General features: G+C 73.0%; 17 protein-coding genes and 1 pseudogene. 10 read left to right on the top strand and 8 right to left on the bottom strand.

What is annotated here, in order from left to right; genetic code table 11:
* Window positions 1-162: 162 nt before the first annotated feature.
* From NRK68_RS27030 to NRK68_RS27015, 4 genes are read left to right on the top strand one after another with little or no spacing between them, the layout of a single operon-like run.
* Window positions 163-1,290, top strand: a complete 1,128-nt coding sequence (locus NRK68_RS27030) for an ABC transporter substrate-binding protein (protein ID WP_257857010.1) — start codon at window positions 163-165, stop codon at window positions 1,288-1,290.
* 35 nt (window positions 1,291-1,325) lie between these two features.
* Window positions 1,326-2,120: an ABC transporter ATP-binding protein gene (locus NRK68_RS27025; protein WP_257854358.1), complete on the top strand. Its 795-nt coding sequence runs from the start codon at window positions 1,326-1,328 to the stop codon at window positions 2,118-2,120.
* Entirely contained in the window at window positions 2,107-2,991 is an 885-nt protein-coding gene (locus NRK68_RS27020; RefSeq protein ID WP_257857008.1) for an ABC transporter permease, read from the top strand. The genes NRK68_RS27025 and NRK68_RS27020 overlap by 14 nt, the downstream gene beginning before the upstream one ends.
* A 5-nt stretch (window positions 2,992-2,996) precedes the next feature.
* Window positions 2,997-3,752 carry a sirohydrochlorin chelatase gene (locus NRK68_RS27015; protein WP_183068538.1) on the top strand — a complete coding sequence of 252 codons (756 nt, stop codon included), beginning with the start codon at window positions 2,997-2,999 and terminating at the stop codon, window positions 3,750-3,752.
* A 23-nt stretch (window positions 3,753-3,775) separates the two neighbouring features.
* Here NRK68_RS27015 and NRK68_RS27010 read toward each other — a convergent pair whose 3' ends face one another.
* Window positions 3,776-4,777: a ketopantoate reductase family protein gene (locus tag NRK68_RS27010; RefSeq protein WP_183068537.1), complete on the bottom strand. Its 1,002-nt coding sequence runs from the start codon at window positions 4,775-4,777 to the stop codon at window positions 3,776-3,778.
* 85 nt (window positions 4,778-4,862) lie between these two features.
* On the opposite strand from NRK68_RS27010, the gene NRK68_RS27005 reads away from it, so the two are divergent.
* Window positions 4,863-5,243 (top strand): nuclear transport factor 2 family protein, encoded by a 381-nt coding sequence (locus NRK68_RS27005; RefSeq protein ID WP_183068536.1) that lies wholly within the window; start codon window positions 4,863-4,865, stop codon window positions 5,241-5,243.
* Between the two features lie 7 nt (window positions 5,244-5,250).
* On the opposite strand, the gene NRK68_RS27000 is transcribed toward NRK68_RS27005, so the two are convergent.
* The 3 genes and pseudogenes from NRK68_RS27000 to NRK68_RS26990 all read right to left on the bottom strand — a co-directional run bounded on the left by NRK68_RS27000 (window position 5,251) and on the right by NRK68_RS26990 (window position 9,274).
* Window positions 5,251-5,817, bottom strand: a complete 567-nt coding sequence (locus tag NRK68_RS27000) for a DUF1697 domain-containing protein (RefSeq protein WP_220819385.1) — start codon at window positions 5,815-5,817, stop codon at window positions 5,251-5,253.
* Window positions 5,818-5,837: 20 nt separating this feature from the next.
* Window positions 5,838-7,075 (bottom strand): annotated as a pseudogene (gene mgt, locus NRK68_RS26995) (macrolide-inactivating glycosyltransferase).
* Window positions 7,076-9,274 carry an FUSC family protein gene (locus tag NRK68_RS26990; protein ID WP_257857007.1) on the bottom strand — a complete coding sequence of 733 codons (2,199 nt, stop codon included), beginning with the start codon at window positions 9,272-9,274 and terminating at the stop codon, window positions 7,076-7,078.
* A 134-nt stretch (window positions 9,275-9,408) separates the two neighbouring features.
* Here NRK68_RS26990 and NRK68_RS26985 point away from each other — a divergent pair, with 134 nt between their 5' ends.
* The 4 genes from NRK68_RS26985 to NRK68_RS26970 all read left to right on the top strand — a co-directional run bounded on the left by NRK68_RS26985 (window position 9,409) and on the right by NRK68_RS26970 (window position 12,682).
* Window positions 9,409-10,023 carry a TetR/AcrR family transcriptional regulator gene (locus tag NRK68_RS26985; RefSeq protein WP_257857006.1) on the top strand — a complete coding sequence of 205 codons (615 nt, stop codon included), beginning with the start codon at window positions 9,409-9,411 and terminating at the stop codon, window positions 10,021-10,023.
* Entirely contained in the window at window positions 10,020-10,931 is a 912-nt protein-coding gene (locus NRK68_RS26980) for an SDR family oxidoreductase (protein WP_257857005.1), read from the top strand. The genes NRK68_RS26985 and NRK68_RS26980 overlap by 4 nt, the downstream gene beginning before the upstream one ends.
* 62 nt (window positions 10,932-10,993) lie before the next feature.
* Window positions 10,994-11,860: a phosphotransferase enzyme family protein gene (locus NRK68_RS26975; protein WP_257857003.1), complete on the top strand. Its 867-nt coding sequence runs from the start codon at window positions 10,994-10,996 to the stop codon at window positions 11,858-11,860.
* 36 nt (window positions 11,861-11,896) lie between these two features.
* Entirely contained in the window at window positions 11,897-12,682 is a 786-nt protein-coding gene (locus NRK68_RS26970; RefSeq protein ID WP_183068531.1) for an alpha/beta fold hydrolase, read from the top strand.
* A gap of 53 nt (window positions 12,683-12,735) precedes the next feature.
* Here NRK68_RS26970 and NRK68_RS26965 read toward each other — a convergent pair whose 3' ends face one another.
* The 3 genes from NRK68_RS26965 to NRK68_RS26955 form a co-directional block, all read right to left on the bottom strand.
* On the bottom strand, window positions 12,736-15,543 hold the full coding sequence (locus tag NRK68_RS26965) for a hypothetical protein (protein ID WP_257857001.1): 2,808 nt from the start codon (window positions 15,541-15,543) through the stop codon (window positions 12,736-12,738).
* Window positions 15,544-15,735: 192 nt separating this feature from the next.
* Complete coding sequence (locus tag NRK68_RS26960; RefSeq protein WP_183068529.1) at window positions 15,736-16,473, bottom strand: 3'-5' exonuclease; 738 nt, start codon at window positions 16,471-16,473, stop codon at window positions 15,736-15,738.
* A gap of 90 nt (window positions 16,474-16,563) precedes the next feature.
* Entirely contained in the window at window positions 16,564-17,841 is a 1,278-nt protein-coding gene (locus NRK68_RS26955; protein ID WP_183068528.1) for a DUF5919 domain-containing protein, read from the bottom strand.
* 286 nt (window positions 17,842-18,127) lie between these two features.
* Here NRK68_RS26955 and glgX point away from each other — a divergent pair, with 286 nt between their 5' ends.
* Window positions 18,128-20,242, top strand: a complete 2,115-nt coding sequence (glgX, locus tag NRK68_RS26950) for a glycogen debranching protein GlgX (protein ID WP_183068556.1) — start codon at window positions 18,128-18,130, stop codon at window positions 20,240-20,242.
* On the opposite strand, the gene NRK68_RS26945 is transcribed toward glgX, so the two are convergent.
* Entirely contained in the window at window positions 20,227-21,531 is a 1,305-nt protein-coding gene (locus NRK68_RS26945) for an MFS transporter (RefSeq protein ID WP_257856998.1), read from the bottom strand. The genes glgX and NRK68_RS26945 overlap by 16 nt on opposite strands.
* Between the last annotated feature and the right edge of the window lie 31 nt (window positions 21,532-21,562).

The following is a 21,562-nucleotide window of genomic DNA, read 5'->3' as shown; positions in this document are numbered from 1 at the left end:
CTTCGCGAAGGAGGGCGGCCGCGTGGGCAGCGGCGCCCTCGGCAGCGGTCAGGGAGGGGTGTCGCGATGTGCGCGATGACCGCCCGCCCCGAGCCGTTCCCGTCCCTCCACCGAAGAAGACCCGCGCCGTAGTACGACGGCGCGGTGAGAGGAAGTCCTCCCGTGCCTGACACCGTTACCCTCCGCACGTCCCTGCGCCGTGGCCTGGCCGCCGCCGCTGCCCTGCCGCTGCTGATCGGCGCGCTCGCGTCCTGCGGCTACGGTTCCCAGGCGCAGGACGCAGCCGGTGAGAAGGCGAACGCCTCGGCCGCGGGCGGCAGGAAGCTGTCGGCGTCCGAGGTGCGGATCGGGTACTTCCCGAACCTGACGCACGCCACCGCCCTGGTGGGTCTGCAGGAAGGCCTGATCCAGCAGGAACTCGGCGGCACCAGGATCAAGCCGCAGTCCTTCAACGCCGGCCCGTCCGAGATCGAGGCCCTCAACGGCGGGTCCCTCGACATCGGTTTCATCGGCCCCTCGCCGTCGATCAACGGTTATGTGAAGTCCAAGGGCTCCAACCTGCGGATCATCTCCGGCTCCGCCTCCGGCGGCGTCAAGCTCGTGGTGAACCCCGACAGGATCAAGACCCTCGACGACCTCAAGGGCAAGAAGATCGCCACCCCGCAGAAGGGCAACACCCAGGACGTCGCGTTCCTGAACTGGATCGCGGAGAAGGGCTGGACGGTCGACCCGGAGTCCGGCAAGGGTGACGTCTCCGTCGTCCGCACCGACAACAAGGTCACCCCCGACGCCTTCAAGCAGGGCTCCATCGACGGTGCCTGGGTCCCGGAGCCCACCGCCTCCAAGCTCGTCACCGACGGCGGTTCGGTCCTCCTCGACGAGACCACCCTGTGGCCCGACAAGAAGTTCGTGATCACGAACATCATCGTGTCGCAGAAGTTCCTCAAGGAACACCCGGACGTCGTCGAGGCCGTCCTCAAGGGCACGGTGAAGACCAACGAGTGGATCAACGCCAACCCCGACAAGGCCAAGGCCTCCGCCAACGCCAAGCTCGCCGCCGAAGGCGGCAAGCCCCTGGACGCGAAGGTCATCGACCCCGCCTGGCAGAGCATCCTGGTCACCGACGACCCGCTCGCCTCCACCCTCAAGGCCCAGGCCGACGACGCCGTCCAGGCCAAGCTCATCGAACAGCCCGAACTGGCCGGCATCTACGACCTGACACTCCTGAACAAGGTCCTCAAGGCCGCCGGCAAGCCCGAGGTCTCCGACGCCGGCCTCGGCACCAAGTAACCCCCGCATCCAGCAAACCCCAGGAGGTGACGACCATGGCCACCACACTCGCCAAGGCTGCCCAAGACACCCTCGACACCACCGCGCACGCCGCCCGGATCGAGCACGTCTCGAAGTCCTTCTCCGGCCCGGCCGGAACGCAGCTCGTCCTGGACGACATCAGCCTCGATGTCGCTCCCGGCGAGTTCGTCACCCTCCTGGGCGCCTCCGGCTGCGGAAAGTCCACCCTGCTCAACCTGGTCGCCGGCCTCGACCGACCCACCGCCGGATCCATCGACACCCCCGGCGGGCGCCCCGCGCTGATGTTCCAGGAACACGCCCTCTTCCCCTGGCTGACCGCCGGCAAGAACATCGAACTCGCCCTCCGGCTGCGCGGCGTCGCCAAAGCCGACCGCAGGCCCGAAGCCGAACGCCTCCTCGAACTCGTCCGCCTCACCGGCGCCCACGGCAAGCGCGTCCACGAACTCTCCGGCGGCATGCGCCAGCGCGTCGCCCTCGCCCGCGCCCTCGCCCAGGACAGCCGCCTGCTCCTGATGGACGAACCCTTCGCCGCCCTCGACGCCATCACCCGCGACGTCCTGCACGGCGAACTCACCCGCATCTGGGAAGAGACCGGCCTGTCGGTCCTCTTCGTCACCCACAACGTCCGCGAAGCCGTCCGCCTCGCCCAGCGCGTGGTCCTGCTCTCCTCCCGACCCGGCCGGGTCGCCAGGCAATGGACCGTGGACATCCCGCAGCCACGCCGCATCGAGGACGCCGACGTCGCCGAACTGTCCCTCGAGATCACTGAACACCTGCGTGGGGAGATCCGCCGCCATGGCCAGCACTGAAACCAAGCCGAAGGCCGATGACCTCGCCGGCCTGGAAGCCGGCCTCGACGCCCTCGACGCCGTCCCCACGCACCGCACCCCGCTCCGTGAGGTCCTGGTCAAGAAGGCCCTGCCGCCGTTCCTCGCCGTCGCTCTGGTCCTGCTGGTCTGGCAGGTCCTGGTCTCCCTGAAGGTCACCGACGAGACGAAACTCCCCGCCCTCTCCGCCGTCTGGCACAGCCTGTCCGACATGTGGCTGAAGGGAACCCTGCTGGAGGTCATCTGGACCTCCGTCTCCCGCGGCCTCCTCGGCTTCCTCCTCGCCCTCGCCATCGGCACCCCCCTCGGCCTCCTCGTCGCCCGCGTCAAGTTCGTCCGCGCCGCGATCGGCCCCATCCTCCAGGGCCTGCAGTCCCTGCCCTCCGTCGCCTGGGTGCCCCCGGCCGTGCTCTGGTTCGGCCTCAACGACGCCATGATGTTCACCGTCATCCTGCTCGGCGCCGTCCCCTCCATCGCCAACGGCCTCGTCTCCGGCATCGACCAGATCCCGCCCCTCTTCCTCCGCGCCGGCCGCACCCTCGGCGCCACCGGCCTGCACGGCGCCCGGCACATCGTCATGCCCGCCGCCCTCCCCGGCTACATCGCCGGCCTCAAACAGGGCTGGGCCTTCTCCTGGCGCTCCCTCATGGCCGCCGAGATCATCGCCTCCTCCCCCGACCTCGGCCTCGGCCTCGGCCAACTCCTCGAAAACGGCCGCAACAACATCGACCTCCCCGGCGTCTTCCTCGCCATCATCCTCATCCTCGTCGTCGGCATCGCCATCGACCTCCTCATCTTCAGCCCCCTCGAACGCCACGTCCTGCGCAGCCGCGGCCTGCTGGTGAAGAGCTGACCGGCATGTCGCCCGTACTGCTGGTCATCGCCCACGGCAGCCGCGATCCGCGGCACGCCGCGACCGTGCACGCCCTGACCCGGCGTGTGCGGGCGCTGCGGCCCGGACTGCGGGTGGAGACGGCCTTCCTGGACTTCAACGCCCCGCGGGTCGAGCAGGTGCTGGGGGCGCTGCACGCCGACGGCGTGCGCGACGTGGTGGCCCTGCCGCTGCTGCTGACCCGCGCCTTCCACGCGAAGGCCGACATCCCGGCGGCCCTGTCGGAGGCGCTGACCCGGCTGCCGGGCCTGGCGGTCTCGGTGGCTGACGTGCTCGGCCCGTCCCCGCTGCTCGTCGAGGCGCTCGAGCGCCGGCTGTCCGAAGCCGGCATCACCCCGGCGGACCGCGCCACCACCGCGGTGGTGCTCGCGTCCGCCGGATCCACGGACCCGGAGGCGATCGCAGTGATCGCTGAAATCGCGCGGGAGTGGCGGCACACCGGTTGGTGCGCCGTGCGGCCTGCGTTCGCCTCCGCCGCTCTGCCCCGTACGGAGGACGCCGTACGGGCCCTGCGCGCCGAGGGCTTCGCCCGGGTGGCGGTGGCCCCGTACGTCATCGCCCCCGGCCGGCTCCCGGACCGGATCGTGGCCGGCGCCGGGGCGGCGGGCGCCGACGTGGTGGCCGACGTCCTGGGCGCCGCCCCGGAACTGGCCCTTCTCCTGCTGCGTCGCTACGACGCGGCCGCGGCGGCACCCGCCCGGCTCCCGGCTCTCACGGCGTGACGGCCTGAGAACCGCCGCGCCGGCTACGCCCGGGCGGCGGCCTCGTCGGCCAGGGCCGTCAGGTCCGCGATGGACATGGCGCCCGGCGGCAGACCCTCGCGGGCGAAGATGTTCGCCGCGTGCCGCAGGACGTCATTGACCGGGGTGGGCACCCCGTGCAGCCGGCCCAGCAGCGAGATCTCCCCGTTGAGGTAGTCCGCCTCCACCGAGCCCGTGCCGCGGGCCAGGCTCTGCCAGGAGGATCCGCCCCGGACGCCCGGCGGCTGCTCGACCTTCCCGTCTCGGGCCTGCGACTGCTCCGCGTCCGAGGCGTATGCGATGCCGGCCGCCCCGAAGGCGGCCTTCGCCTCGCGGACGGCCCGCAGCAGCAGTGCCGCCTTCGCGGGGTCGGGCTCCGGGCCGGTGGTCGCCTGGATCGCGTTGCTCAGGTTGCCCAGCAGCTTCGCGTACTTCCACCGCATGACGTCCTCGACCAGCGGGGCCTCGAAGCCGGCCTTGGTCAGGTCCGCCGCGACGGTCCGGGCGAGGGCGTCCGTGCCGCCCGCGGCCCGGCCCAGGTGCAGGATGCCGGTCAGGGGGGTGCACAGCGCCGAGACCACGCCGGGTTCCAGGAAGGTGGCGGGCAGCCAGACGCACACCCCGTACACGCGTGCGAAGCGCCGTAGCGCCAGCCGCTCGCTCTCCACGCCGTTTTGCGCGCAGAACACCGGGAGCCGCTGCGCGGCCGTACCGCCGCCGGCGACCTCCGCGTCGCCCCAGGTGTCGAGCGCGGCGATGGCGTCCTGGGTCTTCACGGCCAGCAACAGCACGTCGTCCGGGCGGAGTTCGCCCAGTTCGTCCGGTCCGGTGACCACGTCGAGCCGGTGCACCCGGCTCCCGTCGGCGGTCGTGAGCCGCAGTCCCCCGGCCCGGAGGGCCTCCGCGTGTGCGCCGCGTGCGACGAGGACGACCTCGCCGCCCGCCTCCGCGAGCCGTCCGCCGATGGTGGCGCCCACGGCGCCCGCGCCGATGATGATGTACCGCATGCCGATGAGCCTGGCACACCCCACCACCCACGTCGCCCCCGGGGGCGGTCACCGGCGTCGCGTCCGACCGGGGCAGGATGCTCCCATGGGTGGGGACGGAGAGGCCGTGGCCGAGGCGGTCGCGCGCGAGATGCAGTTGATGAGTCCGGGCGTGCGGACGTCGCGGGTCCTGACGGACCGGCTCCTCGATCCGGAGTTCGTCGAGGTCGGTGCCTCGGGCCGCCGGTGGGACCGGCGGGCGATGCTGGCGGCGCTGCCGGAGATGGAGGGCGGCGCCGAGGACGGACCGCGGTACGAGCCCGCCGGTATGACGGGGGTCGAGCTGGCGCCGGGGGTGGTGCACCTCCTGTACGAGACCGTGATCGACGGGCGGCGGGCGCGTCGGAGTTCGATCTGGCGGCGGTCGGACGACGGGGCCGGGTGGCGGCTGTACTACCACCAGGCCACGCCGGTGCCGGACGCGTAGACGCCGGTCAGGGGCCGGTCAGTTCCACGAGCTTGGCGACGGTGTTCCAGTTGCGGGTGGTCACGTCGATGCCCTTGACGACGGCGGGCCGGGCGAGGGCTTCGGCCAGCTTGGAGCGGCCGAGGCCGTCAGGGACGTAGAGGTAGAGGACGCGGTCGCCGAGCCGGTACTCCTCGGGGAGGAACGCGGCGCCGTCGAGTGCGGCGAAGCGTTCCGGGCCGGGCTGTTCGGCGAAGAAGGTGGCGTGGAGCTGCTTCCCCTCCAGTTCCGCGGCCGGGAAGGGGCAGGCCTCGGCGACGGCGCGCAGGTACGCGCCGTCCACCACCAGGCACGCGACCCGGAAGCCGAAGTGGGCCTCGATGGCCGCCTCCAGCTCCCGGGCGAGGGCCACCGGGTCGGTCTGCGCACTGCTGAACACGGCGTTCCCGCTCTGCAGGTACGTCTGCACGTCCCCGTGCCCGAGTCCTTCCAGGACCGTGCGCAGTTCCGCCATCGGGACCTTCCTGCTGCCGCCGACATTGATCCCGCGCAGCAGCGCCGCGTACTTGGTCGTCACCGTGGCCTTCTTCGTCATGGGGGCACCTTAGGGGTCGCCTATGACAGTTCGGCCTCGATGAGGTCGGCCGCCTGGTGCGTGCCGCCCTCGGCGGCCATTGCGGCCCGGATCTCCTCGGCGCGGGCGGCGACGGCGGGGTCGGCGACGAGGGCGAGGACGGCCTCGCGGAGGGTGGCCGCGTCCGCTTCGGCCATGGGGACGTGCCGGGCGACGCCGAGGGCGGCCAGCATGTCGGCGTTGCCGAACTGGTCGACGGCCTGGGGGACGGCGACCATCGGGGTGGCGGTGGCGAGTCCCTCCTGGCTGCCGCCGGCGCCGGCGTGGGTGATGAAGGCGTCGGCCTGGCGCAGGATGTCCAGCTGGGGGACCCAGCGGTGGACCTCGACGTTGGCGGGGATCTCGCCGAGGTCGGCCTCGTCGGTGAACTTGCCGATCTGCAGGACGACGTGCCAGTCGGGCAGGTCCGCGAAGGCGTCCATGCAGGCGCGGTAGAAGGCGGGCTGCTTGGTGAAGGCCGAGCCCAGCGAGACCAGGACGACCTTCTTGCCGTGGGCGGCATCGGGCCGGCTCCAGGTGCCCTGGGTGGCGCTGCGGTCGCCCTGGCAGGCGCCGACGAAGGTGTGGACGGTCTCGTCGACGCGGTCGGCGTGGGGCTGCAGGGCCTTGGGGATCAGGACGAGGCTGCGGCGGGGGCGGCTCTGGAAGCGGTCGACCTGGTCGCCGAGGCCGTTCTCGGTGAGCCATGCCGCGAACTTGGCGTAGTACGCCTGCCCGCGCTCGGAGGCCTTCAGCCCGGCGAACATCGGCTCGGCCACCTCCTGTTCGTACCCCTCCCAGGCGACGAGGTTCGGGGAGAGCGAGACGGCGGGGACGCCCCAGCGGTGGGCGAGCACGGGCGCCGGGTAGGAGGTGATGTCGTGGATGACGAGGTCCGGTTCGTCGCCCTCAAAGGCGGCGGCGAGCTGCGGGAGGACCTGGACGGCGTCGTTCAGGAAGGGCTCCAGGTTGTCGATGAGTTCGGTGCCCCAGGCCTCCGGGTCGTCGTCGGTGGGGAGGGTGGAGGTGTAGATCACCGGCGTGGCGCCGGTCTCGGCGACCTTGTCGGCGAAGGCGGCGGGGATGGCGTAGCTGACGCGGTGGCCGCGGGCGACGAGCTCCCGGATCACCTCGATGCTCGGGTTCACGTGCCCGTGGGCGGCGATGGAGAACATGGCGATGTGGGCGGGCTTCGCTGAGGTCATGCACCGACCTTAACGAGACGATACGTCTCGTGCAACTATTTTCGGGATTCTTCTCCCTCGCCGGACGGGGCGCGGCACGGCTCCAGGACGCGTTCGACATCGACGGCGAGGCTTTCGAGCCAGGCGAGCGCCCCGAAATACCGCGACGGCGCCACGCTCTCGGGCGTATCGGGGTACGGCCACTCCCCGCCCGCCCCGGCCTCCGGGGACTGCTGCCCGGCGGTCGAAGGGGCCGCGGCGTCGGCGGCGCGCGCGGGAAGCCATCCGGCGGTGGCCGCGGGCGGCTCGGACCGGGCGCGGCGGGACGCGGCGTACATCGCGGCGACGAGTTCGGAGGTCCGGCCGCCGAGCCGGTCCCGGTGCACCGGGTCGAGGACGGGTCCGGAGCGGGCGAGCAGCCGGCGCGAGCCCCACAGCACGTGATGGCCCGTCATCATGGCCGCCTGCCAGTCCGGTGCCCCTTGCGCCGGCGCCCTCGGCTCGCCCTGGCGCTGTGCGTACGCGCTCTCCGCCAGGGACAGCGCTCGCTGGAGCGCCCGGTCGTCGGGCGTGGCACCCGGGACACCCGCCACCACGGCGGCCGTGGTGCGCTCGACCGTCTCGGCCTCCCGTTCCAGCAGCTCGGCCACGGCCCGGTGCAGCTCCGCCTGGGCTCCCCGCGGCCAGGCGAGCAGTCCGAAGACGACGCCGATCATGCTGCCGATGATCACGTCCATGATCCGCACCTCGGCCAGCCGCCAGGTCACCGGTGCCAGCTGCGCGAAGACGAAGGACACGACGAGGGTGAACATCCCCTGGGCCCAGCCCACGCCTCGTACCGGCCCGACCCGGAAGGCGACGACCATGACGACCGGCAGGACCACGGCGTAGACGGTGGTCCGCCCGCCGACCAGGGCCAGTACGCCCGCGGCCAGGAGCGCCCCGAGCAGCGTGCCCGTGAGTGCCTGGCGCACGGTCGCCCGGGTCTGCGCGGCCGTGGTCCGGGTCAGGCTGAGGACGGCCAGCATCGCCCAGAAGCCGTGCGGCAGCGATTCCACGCCCGCGACGGTCCGGGCGGCGCCGAGCGCGAGGGCGATGCGGACGGCGTTCTGGAAGTACACGGAACGCGGTCCGGCATGGGCCCACAGCCGGTGCCACCACAGCAGGGGCGCTCCTTGGCCCGCGTACCAGAAGCGGACGGAGTCGGTCCCGCCGGGGATCCGCGCGCGCCGCCCCCGTACCGCCAGTTCCGATGCGTCGGCGTAGGCCACCGCGGCGTCCGCGACCTCCAGCAGCGCGGCCCGGCGACGGCCGCGGGCGGCCGTCAGGCCCTGCCGCTCGTGTTCGGCGCGGTCCGCGGCCTCCTCGCGAAGCCGCCGCAGGGTGAGGGCCTCGTCATTGGTGCGGCCGGTGCCGGAGAGGAGGGCGGCCGTCGCGGCGGCGGCCCGGCCGACCGCGTCCAGCAGGTCCGCCCCGGGCTTCAGCGGGGCCTTGCCCGGGGGCGGTGGCGGCAGGTGCTGCATGCGGCCGAGGAGCGTACGGACGGCCAGACCCGTATGGGCGAGGGCCCGGTCGCGCAGGCCCGGCCCGGCGGGGCGGTCGGCCTCGTCGGTCCGCAGGGGGCGCAGCGACTCTCCGGCCTCGTGGACGGCCGCCACGGTGGCGGCGGACAGGGTGTACGGTGCCCGCCCCAGCTCGTCCGCGCAGCGTACGGCGACCATGCCCGCCTCGGCGGCCCGCTGCCGGTAGGTGGGGCCGCGCGGTTCGGGCAGGACGAAGAGCTCGGCGAGGACCAGCAGGACGAGTCCGAGGGTGACGCCCAGGAGCCGCTGGCCGAGGGTGTCCGGGGCGTAGGGCGGGAAGCTGGGCATGATGTAGAGCAGTTGCAGCCCGGGGGTCGCGCCGGCGGCTCGGGGACCGGCCGCCGCCACGAAGGCGAGGACGAAGCCGATCAGCAGCATGCCGGCGACCGCGGTCCAGGTCCGTACCGCGAGGAAGGTGCCGGCCGTCACCAGCAGCCAGATCGCGGGCGTCGTCCGGAGCATGACGGCCGCCCGCTGGCGCCCGGTCCCGGGGATGTGGGAGAGCGCCGCCATCGACACGACGCCGAAGAGGGCGTACGTGGCCGCCACGGGCTGGTCCAGCCCGTAGAGGAACAGGTAGAAGCTGCCGCATGCGGCGAGGGTGGTGCGGATCGCGCGCCGCGCCACCGTACCGGGGCCGCGGCCTGCGCGTCCGTCGCGTTCGGCGCCCACCACTCCAGCATCGGGCCGTCGGCGGGAAGCCACCACCCGCCCGCGTGCGGGCGGCGGGACTTGCCGTGGGGGAAGGACTCCCGCTTTAATGAATGAACAGTCATTTATATGGCGACCGAGGGAGGTGGGCGGCGGTGGGACGCCCCCGGGGGATCGAGGACGAGGTGATCCTGCGCGCGACCGCGCGGGTCATGGGCCGGGTGGGGCCGACGGGGCTCACCCTGGCCGCCGTGGCCCGCGAGGTCGGTCTGGTGCCCGGCACCCTCGTGCAGCGGTTCGGGTCCAAGCACGGTCTGCTGCTGGCGCTCGCCGACCGGTCCGCCGAGGAGGCCGGCGAGCTGGCCGCCCGGGCGCGCGGGGCGCACGCGAGCGCGCTCGACGCCCTGGCGGCGCTGACGTCGCAGAGCTTTGCCGGGATGGACACGCCGGAGAGCTTCGCCCACCACCTGGCCTTCCTGTGCACGGACCTCACCGATCCGCAGCTGTACGAACGCGCCCTGGCCGTTCACCACGCCCAGCGGCGGGCCATCGCAGCGCTGCTGGCGGAGGCCGTCGCCGCGGGCGAACTCCGCGCCGCGACGGACGTCGCGGCCCTGGCCGGCACCGTGCAGGCGATCACCGCCGGCGCGGGCCTGACCTGGGCCGTCGAACGCAGCGGCACCCTCGCCCAGCGGCTGCGGCGCGAACTCCACGCCGTACTGCACCCCCATCTCCCGCCACGGCACGGTCACGAACCGGAGGAATCATGACCACCGACACACGCCCGCTCGCCGGAAAGGTGGCCCTGGTCGCCGGCGGCACCCGCGGCGGCGGCCGGGGCATCGCCGTCGAGCTGGGCTCCGCCGGAGCGACCGTGTACGTCACCGGGCGCAGCAGCGGCGCCGGGCGCTCGGACCTGGACCGTCCGGAGACGATCGAGGACACGGCGGCGAGGATCACGGCCGCGGGCGGCCTGGGCATACCCGTACGGACCGACCACAGCCGTCCCGAGGAGGTACGGTCCCTCGTCGAGCGGATCGCCGCCGAGCGGGAAGGGCGGCTCGACGTGCTGGTCAACTCGGTGTGGGGCGGCGACCCGTTGACCGACTGGGAACGCCCCCTGTGGGAGCAGGACCTGGAGACCGGCCTGCGGCTGCTGCGGCAGGCCGTGGAGACCCATGTGATCACCAGCCGGTACGCGCTGCCGCTGATGGTCGCCCGCGGGAGCGGCCTGGTGGTCGAGGTCACCGACGGCAACACCGCCCGCTACCGCGGCACGTTCTTCTACGACCTGGCCAAGTCCGCGGTGATCCGCCTCGCCTTCGCGCAGTCCGCCGAGCTGAAGCCGCACGGCGTGGCCGCCGTGGCGATCACCCCCGGGTTCCTGCGGTCGGAGGCCGTGCTCGACCACTTCGGCGTCACCGAGGCCGACTGGCGCGACGGGGTGGCGCAGGACCCGGACTTCGCCCACTCCGAATCCCCCGTGTATCTGGGCCGGGCGGTCGCGGCGCTGGCGGCCGACCCGCAGATCATGACCAAGACCGGCCGGGCGCTGGCGACTTGGGGCCTGTACGAGGAGTACGGGTTCACCGACGCCGACGGTACCCGGCCGGACTTCGCCGCCCACTGGGCGAAGAACCTGGAGGCGGAGTACGGCCCGCTCGGCGACCCCCTCTGACCGGAGCGTCCGGGCACGTCCCATCGCGTCCCGCCGTGTCAGGGCGGTGGTAGAACAGCGGCATGGACGAAGCGCTGGCGAGGAACGTACTGGCGGCGGCGGGCCTCACCGGCGGCGGGCGCCGGGAGGCCGAGCTGCTCGCGCTCGGTGAGAACGCCGTGTTCGCGGTCGGCGACCTCGTGGTCAAGGTGGGCCGGGAGGCCTCGCTGCTGGAGCGGGCCGAGCGCGAACTCGTGGTGGCCGACTGGTTCGCCACGGCCGGCGTCCCGGCGGTCCGCGCGGCGGAACCGAAGCCGCGGCTGGTGGGAGGGCATCCGCTGACCCTGTGGCACCGTCTCCCGGACGCGGTGCGGCCCGCGCGACCGGAGGACCTGGCGGTGCTGCTGCGGGCCGTCCACGCGCTGCCGGAGCCTCCGTTCGCCCTGCCGGCGCGGGACCTGCTGGGCGGGGTCGAGCGCTGGCTGCGGCTGGCGGGGGACGCGATCGACCCGGCCGACGCGGCGTACCTGCGCGCCCGCCGGGACGCCCACGCGGACCGGGTGGCGGCGCTGACCCCGCACCTGCCGCCGGGCCCGGTCCACGGCGACGCCCTGCCCCGCAACGTCCATGTGGGCCCGGACGGCCCGGTCCTGGTCGACCTGGAGACCGTATCGGCCGACCTGCGCGAACACGACCTGGTGGTGATGGCCCTGGCCCACGACCGGTACGGCGTGCCCGCCGGGGAGTACGAGGCCTTCGTGGCGGCGTACGGGTGGGACGTCCGCGACTGGGCGGGCTGCGCGGTCCTGCGCGGCGCCCGCGAGACGGCCGGCTGCGCCTGGGTCGCCCAGCACGCACCCGGCAACGCCGCCGCCGGGGCCGAGTTCCGCCGCCGCGTGGCCTCACTCAGGGCGGGCGACCAGCGGACGCGGTGGCATTCGTTCCAGTAGATGGCGGGTACGGCGCGGACCTGCGAGTATCCGCGGATGATCACACTCTCCGATGACCTCGGACACCTTTCCTACGTCGTCACCGGCGACGGGCCGCCCGTCGTGCTCGTGCACGCCGGCATCGCCGACCACCGCATGTGGGACGCGGTCGTGCCCGCCCTCGCGGAACGGCACACCGTCATCCGCTACGACCTGCGCGGCTTCGGGCAGTCCGCTCCGCCGAGCGGCCCGTTCCGGGAGACCGACGACCTGCGCCGGCTCCTGGACCACCTCGGCCACGAGCGTGTCCGGCTCGTCGGCGCGTCCTGGGGCGGCCGCGTGGCCGTGGACTTCACCCTCACCCACCCGGACCGGGTCCACTCCCTCGCGGTGCTGGCCGCACCGTGGCCGGGATACGACTGGTCCGCGGAGATGATCGCGTACGACGCGGCCGAGACGCGGGCGCTGGCCGCCGGCGACCTGGACGCGGCCGTCGCGACGAACCTCGACATGTGGGTGCGCGGACCGGCCCGCGCCTGGGAGGACGTCGCCACCGCACTGGCCGACCGGCTTCGCGAGCCGATCCGTACGTCGCTGGTGAACCAGGACGTCGTCGGGGAGCACTCGCAGGGCGTCGTGCGGGGCGACCTGTCCGGTATCGCGGTCCCCACCCTGGTCGGGATCGGCACGCTCGACGTCGCCGACTTCCAGGACATCGGCCGCCGCTACGCCTCCGAGATCCCCGGCGCCGTCCTGATCGAGTTCCCCACCGCCGCCCACCTCATCGCGATGGACGCCCCCGCCGAACTCACCGCGGCACTGCTCCCGTTCCTGGGCCGCTAGGGGGTGTCCTTGCGCCGGCCCGATCGGCCGGCGCAAGGACGGGGTTTCCGGCGCTACTTCGTGTAGTAGCCGGCCACGTCGGCGATCAGATCGACCGCTCCCGCGTTGTTGTAGAAGGTGACCCTCCCGTTCACCACGGGGACGATCACGAGGTTCGGAATCGTCTGCCCGGTGGTGAAGTTGAGGTTCGACGCACTGGTACGGGTCGTACCGTCCGGGAACACCGACACGTAGCTGTCCGTCGTCGGGTCGGTCGCCGTCACGTTCAGGACGACGGCCGTGACACCCGACGCCGGGATCCCCGCCGTACCCGCGACCTGCAGGGTCACCGTGCCGCCCTGGCCGACCTTCGCCTTCGGCACACCCTGGCCGGCCCGCGTGTCCATCAACCGCGTCGGCGTGACCGGCTTGTACGAGGAACCGGAGCCGTCCGTGGTGTAGTAGCCGGCCACATCGGCGATCAGGTCCACCGAACCGGCGTTGTTGTAGAAGACGACCCTCCCGTTCACCACGGGGACGACGACCAGATTCGGAATCGTCTGCCCGGCAGTGAAGTTCAGGTTCGACGCGCTGGTCCGCGCCGTGCCGTCCGGGTACACCGACACGTAGCTGCCCGTGGTCGGGTCGGTCGCCGTCACGTTCAGGACGACGGCCGTGACACCGGACGCCGGAATCCCGGACGTACCCGCGACCTGCAGGGTCACCGTGCCGCCCTGGCCGACCTTCGCCTTCGGCACACCCAGACCGCTGCGGGTGTCCATCAACCGGGTCGGGGTGACGGGCTTGTACGTCGAGCCCGAGCCGTCCGTCGTGTAGTAGCCCGCCACATCGGCGATCAGGTCCACCGAACCGGCGTTGTTGTAGAAGCCGACCTTCCCGTTCACCACGGGGACGACGACCAGATTCGGAATCGTCTGCCCGGCAGTGAAGTTCAGGTTCGACGCACTGGAGCGCGGCGTCCCGTCCGGGTACACGGAGACGTGGCTGGCCGTGGTCGGGTCGGTCGCCGTCACGTTCAGGACGACAGCCGTGACACCGGACGCCGGGATCCCGGACGTACCCGCGACCTGCAGGGTCACCGTCCCGCCCTGGCCCACCTTCGCCTTCGGCACGCCCAGCCCGCTGCGCGTGTCCATCAGCCGCGTCGGGGTGACCGGCCTGTACGTGCCCAGGCCGGAGACCGGAGGCGGCGTCACCGTCAGCGTGCCCGCCGCGTACTGGTGGCTCAGCGCTCTCACGCTGATGTTCCAGGTGCCGGCGGGAGCCGTGCGCAGGTCCACGGTCGCCTTCAGGGTGCGGGCGTCGTCGGAGACCGAGACGGTGGTGGCCGTCAGCGGGGCCGGGCCGCCGGTGAACTGGACGGTGGTGCTCATGCCCAGTGCCGTGCCCTGCACGGTGAGGGTGGCGACCGTACCGCTCTGCACGGTGGTCGGCGTGACCGTCCCGACGGTCACCTCCTCCCCGCCGCACGGAGCGGTGGTGCAGACGAGCTCGGCGCGGTAGGCCGTACGCTCCGTCCGGTCCGGCAGCGCGAGGACGAACAGGCTCTGGTCGGAACCCGTGCACTCGAACGAGGTCGAGGTGTTCGTGCAGAGGTCGGTACCGGCCTTGCTGTACAGCAGGGGCCGCGGGATGTGTATCCCGCCGTCCGTGGCGGCGATGTCGGCCCTGAACCGGTCGCCCGAGACGCTCGGCAGGACGGCGCACACGCCGGTCCGCTCCTCGGAGAGCGTGCCGGTCAGCGGACCGTACCCGTACGCGACCGACCCGACGCGCGGGCAGTCGGCGGCGGGCCCGGCGGCCGTGGCGATCCGCCAGGCGTCGAGGCGGTAGGAAGCAGGCAGGGACCAGTTCTCGGGAGCCTGGGTGACGACCTGGTAGCCGGTGGATCCGGTGGGCGTGCACGCCCAGGTCCGCGGATGGCAGGCGATGCCGCCGGCGTTGTTCATGATCAGCATGCTCGTGCTGTCGTGGGCGTCCCGGACGTCTATATGCAGCCGGTCCGTGGTGGCGGCCGTGGTGATCCGGTGGCAGCGCAGGGTGCCGCTCTGGCCGGACGTCCCGGTCGCGGCCGGGGCTCCGACCGTCGTGGCCGCGGAGGTGGCGCAGCCGCGGGCCGTGGCGGTGACGTCGCGGCGGTCCAGGGTGTGGCCGCGCGGGACGTCCTGGCCCTCCAGGAGGACGGTGTAGGCCTTGCCCGCGGTGAAGGAGCAACTGGTCAGGCCGTCGGTCCGGAGCTGCTGGCCCGGGGCGGGGTGGGTGTAGCAGGAAGGCCCGTTGCCGTCGGTGTCGATCATGGTGATCGCGTAGTCCGGGAACAGGTCCGCGTCGTCCGGAAGGCTGTAGCGGACCCGCAGGAGTTCGGAGGTGGAGTGCGCGTCGGCCGGGATCGTCAGGCAGTGTGAGAAGACGCCGTTGCCGGTCTCCAGGCGCACCGTCCCCGAGTCGTCGGCGAAGGTCCCCGCGGGCAGGGTCTGACAGTCCTTCTGGAGTACGTCCGTACGGACCAGGTGGACGCCGTACGGTCCGGTGGCCTCGGTGTCGTCGGCGCGCACCAGCGCGCGGAAGGGTGCCGTTCCGGTCAGCCCGCAGACTCCCTGGGAAAGGTCACCGGCGGTGCACTGCGCGGTGCCGTTCCGGTCGACCACCTCGACCTGGACGGTCAGGCCCGCGCCGCCGCGCGAGGTGAGGGCGGCGATCCGGGCGCCCTGCGGGCTCGGCAGCTCCAGGCAGTGCGTCTGCCCGGGCGCGGTGAGCGTGCCCGCGTACCGTCCCTCGGTGACGCCGACGCAGTCCTCGGCGACCGGTGCGGCCTGAGCGGTGCCCACCGGCAGGAGCAGCGCCGCGAGGACACCGAGCAAGCCCGTCAATACGGTGGAAAACAGGCGTCTTCCGGACGCCGATGCGGTTGTCATGGACCCCCCACGGTGATGTGCGACGAGAGATCGTCGCACATCCGTACGGGGTGGCCTGGCCGATATTCGCGCACCCTGTCACCGCACCCCGTGACCGCGCCCGCCACCGCCCTGTCCGGCCGGTCCGGCCGGGTCCGGTCAGGCCGGGACCAGGTCGCGCAGGGGCCAGGCGGTGTCGATCACCGCGTCCGGGGTGCCCTGGCGGCGCAGGTAGGACTGGAAGTCCCGGGCCCAGCGGGCGTGCCAGGTGCCCTGCCGGGCGTGCAGGTCGGCCGGGGTCAGCGCGGCCACCTGCGGGTGCCGCTCGGCTATCGCGCGGGCCACATGGACCGCGGCCAGCGCGTCCGCACCCGCGTCGTGCGCCGCCTCCAGCGTGACCCCGTACACCCCGCAGACGGCCTCCAGGGTCCGCTTGCCGCGCCGGAAGCGGTCCACGGCCCGGTCGATGGTCAGCGGGTCGACCACCGGGCCGGTCCGCGCCCCGCCCAGCCGGTCGGCCAGCGAGGGCAGCCCGTGCCGGGCCAGTTCGGCGCTCAGCAGCGTGAGGTCGAAGGCGGCGTTGTACGCGACGACCACCGCCCCCGTACGCCAGTGCGCGACCAGCGCCCGCGCGACCTCGTCGGCGACCTCCCGCACCGGGCGGCCCTCCGCGACGGCCCGTTCCGTGCTGATCCCGTGGATGGCCGAGGCCCCTTCCGGAATCGGTATCCCCGGATCCGCGAGCCAGCCGCGCCGCTCGTGCACCGCACCGCCGCGCACCTCGACCACGGCCGCCGTCACGATCCTCGACTCCCCCGGCTCCGTGCCGGTCGTCTCCAGGTCGAACCCGATCAGTACCCGGCCGTGCCAGCCCCCCGTACCGTGCTGCTCCTCCACCCCGTGTCCTTCCCCCGTACACCTTCGGTCAACGGGTTTCAGCCTGCCACGGGCCACTGACAAGCCCGGCGACGGCCCCTCCCGGGAGGCTCACGACACCGGGCGGGAGTCCTCCCACATCGACTCGAACTCCTCCCGGTAGGTCGCGAACAGTCCGTGGTCCGCGTCCTTGGGCACCCCGCGCCCGCCGCCCCGCAGTACCAGGACCGGCGATTCCATCCCCCGCGCCCGCCGCAGGTACGACTGGACCACCGCGATCCCCGAGGACTGCCCCTCCACCAGGTAGGCGGTGAAGCGGGGCGTCTCGTCGAAGACGTGGATCTCGAAGCGCGAGGGGTCCCGCAGTCCCGCCCGGACCCGTCGCACGTGCAGGATGTTCATCTCCACCGAGCGGCTCAGCTCGCCCTTGCGCAGCCCCAGCTCCCGCTCGCGGCGTTTGACCGCGCTGCTCGCCGGGTTGAGGAAGAGCAGCCGCACCCGGCAGCCCGCCTCCGTCAGCCGGACGAGTCTTCGCCCGGAGAAGTTCTGCACGAGCAGGTTGAGGCCTATGCCGATGGCGTCGAGCCGCCGCGCGCCCCCGAAGAGGTCCTCCGCCGGCAGATTGCGCTGGAGCCGCACCCGGTCCGGGTGGACCGAGACGACGTCCGCGTACCGGTCGCCCACCAGGTCCTCGACGGCGTCGATCGGCAGCCGGTCCGCGGCGGGGCTGCCGGAGCCGCCGCCCAGCACCTCCAGCAGCCGTGCCGAGGCCCGCTCCGCCTGCTCCAGTACGGGCCGCGACAGCGCCCGGTTGCGGGAGACGACGTTACGGGTGACCTCCAGCTCGTCCAGGGCCAGCTCGATCTCGCGCCGGTCGTCGAAGTACGGCTCGAAGCACGGCCAGTGCTGGACCATCAGCTCCCGCAGCTGCGGCAGGGTCAGGAAGCTCAGCACGTTGTCGTCCGCGGAGTCGAGCAGGTAGCCCTTGCGCCGGCTGACCTCTCGCACGGCCACCGCCCGCTGCACCCATTCCTGCCCGGCGGGCCCGGCGGCCGCGACGACCCAGTCGTCCCCGCCGTGCACCGGTTCGTAGATCGGCCGCAGCACCGCTCCGACCACCGACCGCAGCCGCTGTTCGATCAGGTTGAGCCAGATGTACGCCCGGCCGGCCCGCTGCGCCCGCGTACGGACCTCGCTCCAGGCCTCCGCACCCCAGTCCAGCTCGGCGCCGGCCCCCGCGCTCCCGGCCTCCGCCGGCCCGCCCGCCAGGGAGACCGTCCCCGCCGGGATCCCCGTCGGCGCCCCGCCGGGGGCACCTCCTGGGGCGTCCGCCGGGCCACCCTCGTGACTGCTGTCACCAGGGGGCAGCTCCAGACCTCCCGAGCTCACCCGTGCACCGCCTTCTGCGTCTGGACGCCCGTCTCCAGTGATCACGGAAGGGTATCCCGCGCGTGCGGCCCGGTGCAGCCCGATGGGGCTTACGAAGGCCGTCCGTCGACCCATTATCGGATGCACGGACAGTCCGCTGACCCGCATATCAGCTCTGCGGGTCACCCGGTAGGACCACTCCCAAGTCCGCGCGTGAGGACCCTCTTTCGGGGAAGATCTGGCAGTGACGCTGTCCATGCCGGTTCATCCGGGACGTCTTTCGACACCGAGGGAAGAGTCGTTGTCTATGCAGGTCTGGCCGGGACAGGCGTATCCCCTCGGCGCCACGTACGACGGCGCCGGAACGAACTTCGCGGTCTACTCCGAGGCCGCCCGCCGCATCGAGCTGTGCCTCCTCCACGACGACGGGTCGGAGACCGCCGTCGAACTGCGGGAGACGGACGCCTTCGTCCGCCACGCGTACCTGCCGGGGATCATGCCGGGCCAGCGCTACGGCTTCCGCGTGCACGGCCCGTACGAGCCCGAGCGCGGCCGGCGCTGCAACGCGGCGAAACTGCTGCTGGACCCGTACGCGCGGGCGATCAGCGGCAAGGTGAACTGGAACGAGGCGGTGTACGGCTACCACTTCGGCCGGCCCGACTCCCGCAACGACCTGGACTCCGCCCCGCACACCATGAGCTCGGTGGTGGTGAACCCGTACTTCGACTGGGCCAACGACCGGCCGCCGCGCCACGAGTACCACCACACCGTGCTGTACGAGGCCCACGTCAAGGGCCTGACCATGCGCCACCCCGACCTGCCCGAGGAACTGCGCGGCACCTACGGGGCGCTCGCGCACCCGGCGGTCATCGGCCACCTCGCCAAGCTCGGGGTCACGGCGCTGGAGCTGATGCCGGTGCACCAGTTCGTCAACGACCACCGGCTCGTCAACGACGGTCTGAGCAACTACTGGGGCTACAACACGATCGGTTTCTTCGCCCCGCACAACGGCTACGCCTCGGGCGACCGCGGCCAGCAGGTGCTGGAGTTCAAGTCGGCGGTACGGGCCCTGCACGAGGCCGGGATCGAGGTGATCCTCGACGTGGTCTACAACCACACCGCCGAGGGCAACCACCTGGGCCCGACGCTGTCCTTCCGGGGGCTCGACAACGCCTCGTACTACCGGCTGTCGGACGATCCGCGGCACTACATGGACACCACGGGCACCGGGAACTCGCTGCTGATGCGGTCCCCGCACGTACTCCAGCTGATCATGGACTCGCTGCGTTACTGGGTCACCGAGATGCACGTGGACGGCTTCCGCTTCGACCTCGCGGCGACCCTGGCCCGGCAGTTCCACGAGGTGGACCGGCTGTCGTCGTTCTTCGACCTCGTCCAGCAGGACCCGGTGGTCAGCCAGGTGAAGCTGATCGCCGAACCGTGGGACCTCGGCGAGGGCGGCTACCAGGTCGGCAACTTCCCGCCGCTGTGGACGGAGTGGAACGGCAAGTACCGCGACACGGTGCGGGACCTGTGGCGCGGGCAGCCGCGCACGCTCGCGGAGTTCGCCGGGCGGCTGACCGGGTCCTCGGACCTGTACCAGGACGACGGGCGGCGTCCGCTGGCCTCCATCAACTTCACCACCTGCCACGACGGCTTCACCCTGAACGACCTCGTCTCGTACGACGAGAAGCACAACGAGGCCAACCGCGAGGGCAACCGGGACGGCGAGAGCCACAACCGGTCCTGGAACTGCGGGGTGGAGGGCCCGACCGAGGATCCGGAGATCATGGCGCTGCGCGAGCGCCAGATGCGCAACTTCACGGCGACCCTGCTGCTGTCGCAGGGGGTGCCGATGCTCAGCCACGGCGACGAGTTCGGCCGCACCCAGGGCGGCAACAACAACGCCTACTGCCAGGACAACGAACTGTCGTGGGTGGGCTGGCCCGAGCCCGGGAAACCGGCCCCTTCGCTGCTGGAGTTCACCCGCCGGATGGTGTGGCTGCGCCGCGACCACCCGGTCTTCCGGAGGCGCCGGTTCTTCCACGGCCGGCCGGTGGAGGGCACGCACGACGAGCTCTCCGACATCGCCTGGTTCACCCCGCACGGGGAGGAGATGCGGGCGCGGGACTGGCAGGCGCAGCACGCCCGGGCGCTGACCGTGTTCCTCAACGGTGAGGCGATCTCCGAGCCGGGCAGCCGCGGGGAACGGATCACCGACGACTCGTTCCTGCTGATGTTCAACGCCGGTGCGGATCCGCAGGAGTTCACCGTGCCGCCCGGGCACGGCGCGCAGTGGCGGCTGGTGGTGGACACCGCCCGGGCGGACGTACTGCCACCCGGCACCGGGCCGCAGTACGCGGCCGGCGACCGGGTGGCGCTGACGGGACGGTGTCTGGTGGTGCTTCAGCGGCCGGCGTAGGCGCTGTCGGGGGCCGGCCGCCGGTCCGGCTCGGGGCCCGCCTCGTCCCGGACCGGGTCGGCGCCCGGATCGGCGGGCGGGGCGGGGGACGTACGGGCGGCGGGTACCGGGGTGGCGAGGGCGAGTGTGAGGCAGAGCGCGGCCGCCGCCACGGCCACCGCGAACGCCCCGCTCGGGCCGTACCGCTCGGCGAGGCGCCCGGCGACCACGAGCGCGGCGGCCTGCCCGGCGACCAGGCTGCTGGCGGCGAAGGCCATGGCGGTGGCGAGCCGGTCCGGGTCCACGGCCCGCTCGGTCAGCGCGAACGCCGTGATCAGGTGGGGTGCGTAGGCGGCCCCGAGGACGGTGACGACCGCGTACAGCGGCCACAGGCCGTCGGTGACCAGCAGGGGCGCGGAGAACACGAGGGCGGCGCCCGTGGCGACCTGCCAGCGCAGCCGCAGGCCGAAGCGGGCGGGCAGCGCGCCGAGCGCCAGGCCGACGGCGGCGCTGACGACGCCCATCGCGGAGTAGACGACGGCGGCCTGGTCCGGGACGCCGAGACGGATGGTGAGCGCGGTGATGCCGGCCTGGCAGGCGCCGAACATCACGCCCTGGAGCGCGAGGGAGACCCGTACGGCGTGGACCACGGCGGGCGGCCGGACCCGGCCCGCGCGGCGTTCACGCGCCGGTGATCCGGCGGTGGCGGAGGCGGTCGGATGCAGGGCGAAGGCACCGCCGAAGACGGCGACGAGGCCGGCCGCCCCGGCCAGGGCGAAGGCCGGGTGTGCGATCAGCGCGGCGAGCCCGACCAGGGCGGGCCCGAAGACGAAGGAGACCTCGTCCAGGGTGCCCTCGAGGGCGTGGACGGCGCCCACGACGCCCTCGTCGGCCCCGGCACGGCGGGCCAGGGCGACGGAGCGGGTCCGGGCGAGCGGTCCGATCAGCGGCACGGAGGCACCGGTGACGGCGCCGATCGCGGCGAGCGGGAGGGTCGCGAGATGGGTGAGCGCACCGGCGACGAGGGCGGCGGTGGCGACGGCGTTGACGGCGGCGGCGACCAGGACGACGGGCCGCTGCCCGTGCCGGTCGGCGAGCCGGCCGAGGACGGGTCCGAAGAGGACCTGGCCGAGGGAGAGGGTGCCGCCGACGATGCCCGCGGTGGCCAGGGAGCCGCTGGTCTGGGCGACCAGCAGGAAGCTCCCGAACTGGGACATGGCGACCGGCAGGCGGGCGAGGAAGGAGACGAGCGGAAGGAGGGGCCCGGTCAGGGCGATGACTCTTCGATACGTGTTGACGGTTCCGAGCACTTGATCGACACTAACCCGGCGCAGTCACTCG

Origin of the sequence: Streptomyces yangpuensis (assembly GCF_024666385.1) — a bacterium.
Classification (GTDB): domain Bacteria; phylum Actinomycetota; class Actinomycetes; order Streptomycetales; family Streptomycetaceae; genus Streptomyces; species Streptomyces yangpuensis.
This window is presented reverse-complemented; position numbering and strand designations above follow the sequence as displayed.

Excerpts from the sequence above, each read along its gene's own strand:
- NRK68_RS27025 (WP_257854358.1), top strand. The coding sequence starts at position 1,326 with ATGGCCACCACACTCGCCAAGGCTGCCCAAGACACCCTCGACACCACC.
- NRK68_RS27020 (WP_257857008.1), top strand. The coding sequence starts at position 2,107 with ATGGCCAGCACTGAAACCAAGCCGAAGGCCGATGACCTCGCCGGCCTG.
- NRK68_RS27015 (WP_183068538.1), top strand. The coding sequence starts at position 2,997 with ATGTCGCCCGTACTGCTGGTCATCGCCCACGGCAGCCGCGATCCGCGG.
- NRK68_RS27010 (WP_183068537.1), bottom strand. The coding sequence starts at position 4,777 with ATGCGGTACATCATCATCGGCGCGGGCGCCGTGGGCGCCACCATCGGC.
- NRK68_RS27005 (WP_183068536.1), top strand. The coding sequence starts at position 4,863 with ATGGGTGGGGACGGAGAGGCCGTGGCCGAGGCGGTCGCGCGCGAGATG.
- NRK68_RS27000 (WP_220819385.1), bottom strand. The coding sequence starts at position 5,817 with ATGACGAAGAAGGCCACGGTGACGACCAAGTACGCGGCGCTGCTGCGC.
- NRK68_RS26980 (WP_257857005.1), top strand. The coding sequence starts at position 10,020 with ATGACCACCGACACACGCCCGCTCGCCGGAAAGGTGGCCCTGGTCGCC.
- NRK68_RS26975 (WP_257857003.1), top strand. The coding sequence starts at position 10,994 with ATGGACGAAGCGCTGGCGAGGAACGTACTGGCGGCGGCGGGCCTCACC.
- NRK68_RS26970 (WP_183068531.1), top strand. The coding sequence starts at position 11,897 with ATGATCACACTCTCCGATGACCTCGGACACCTTTCCTACGTCGTCACC.
- glgX (WP_183068556.1), top strand. The coding sequence starts at position 18,128 with ATGCAGGTCTGGCCGGGACAGGCGTATCCCCTCGGCGCCACGTACGAC.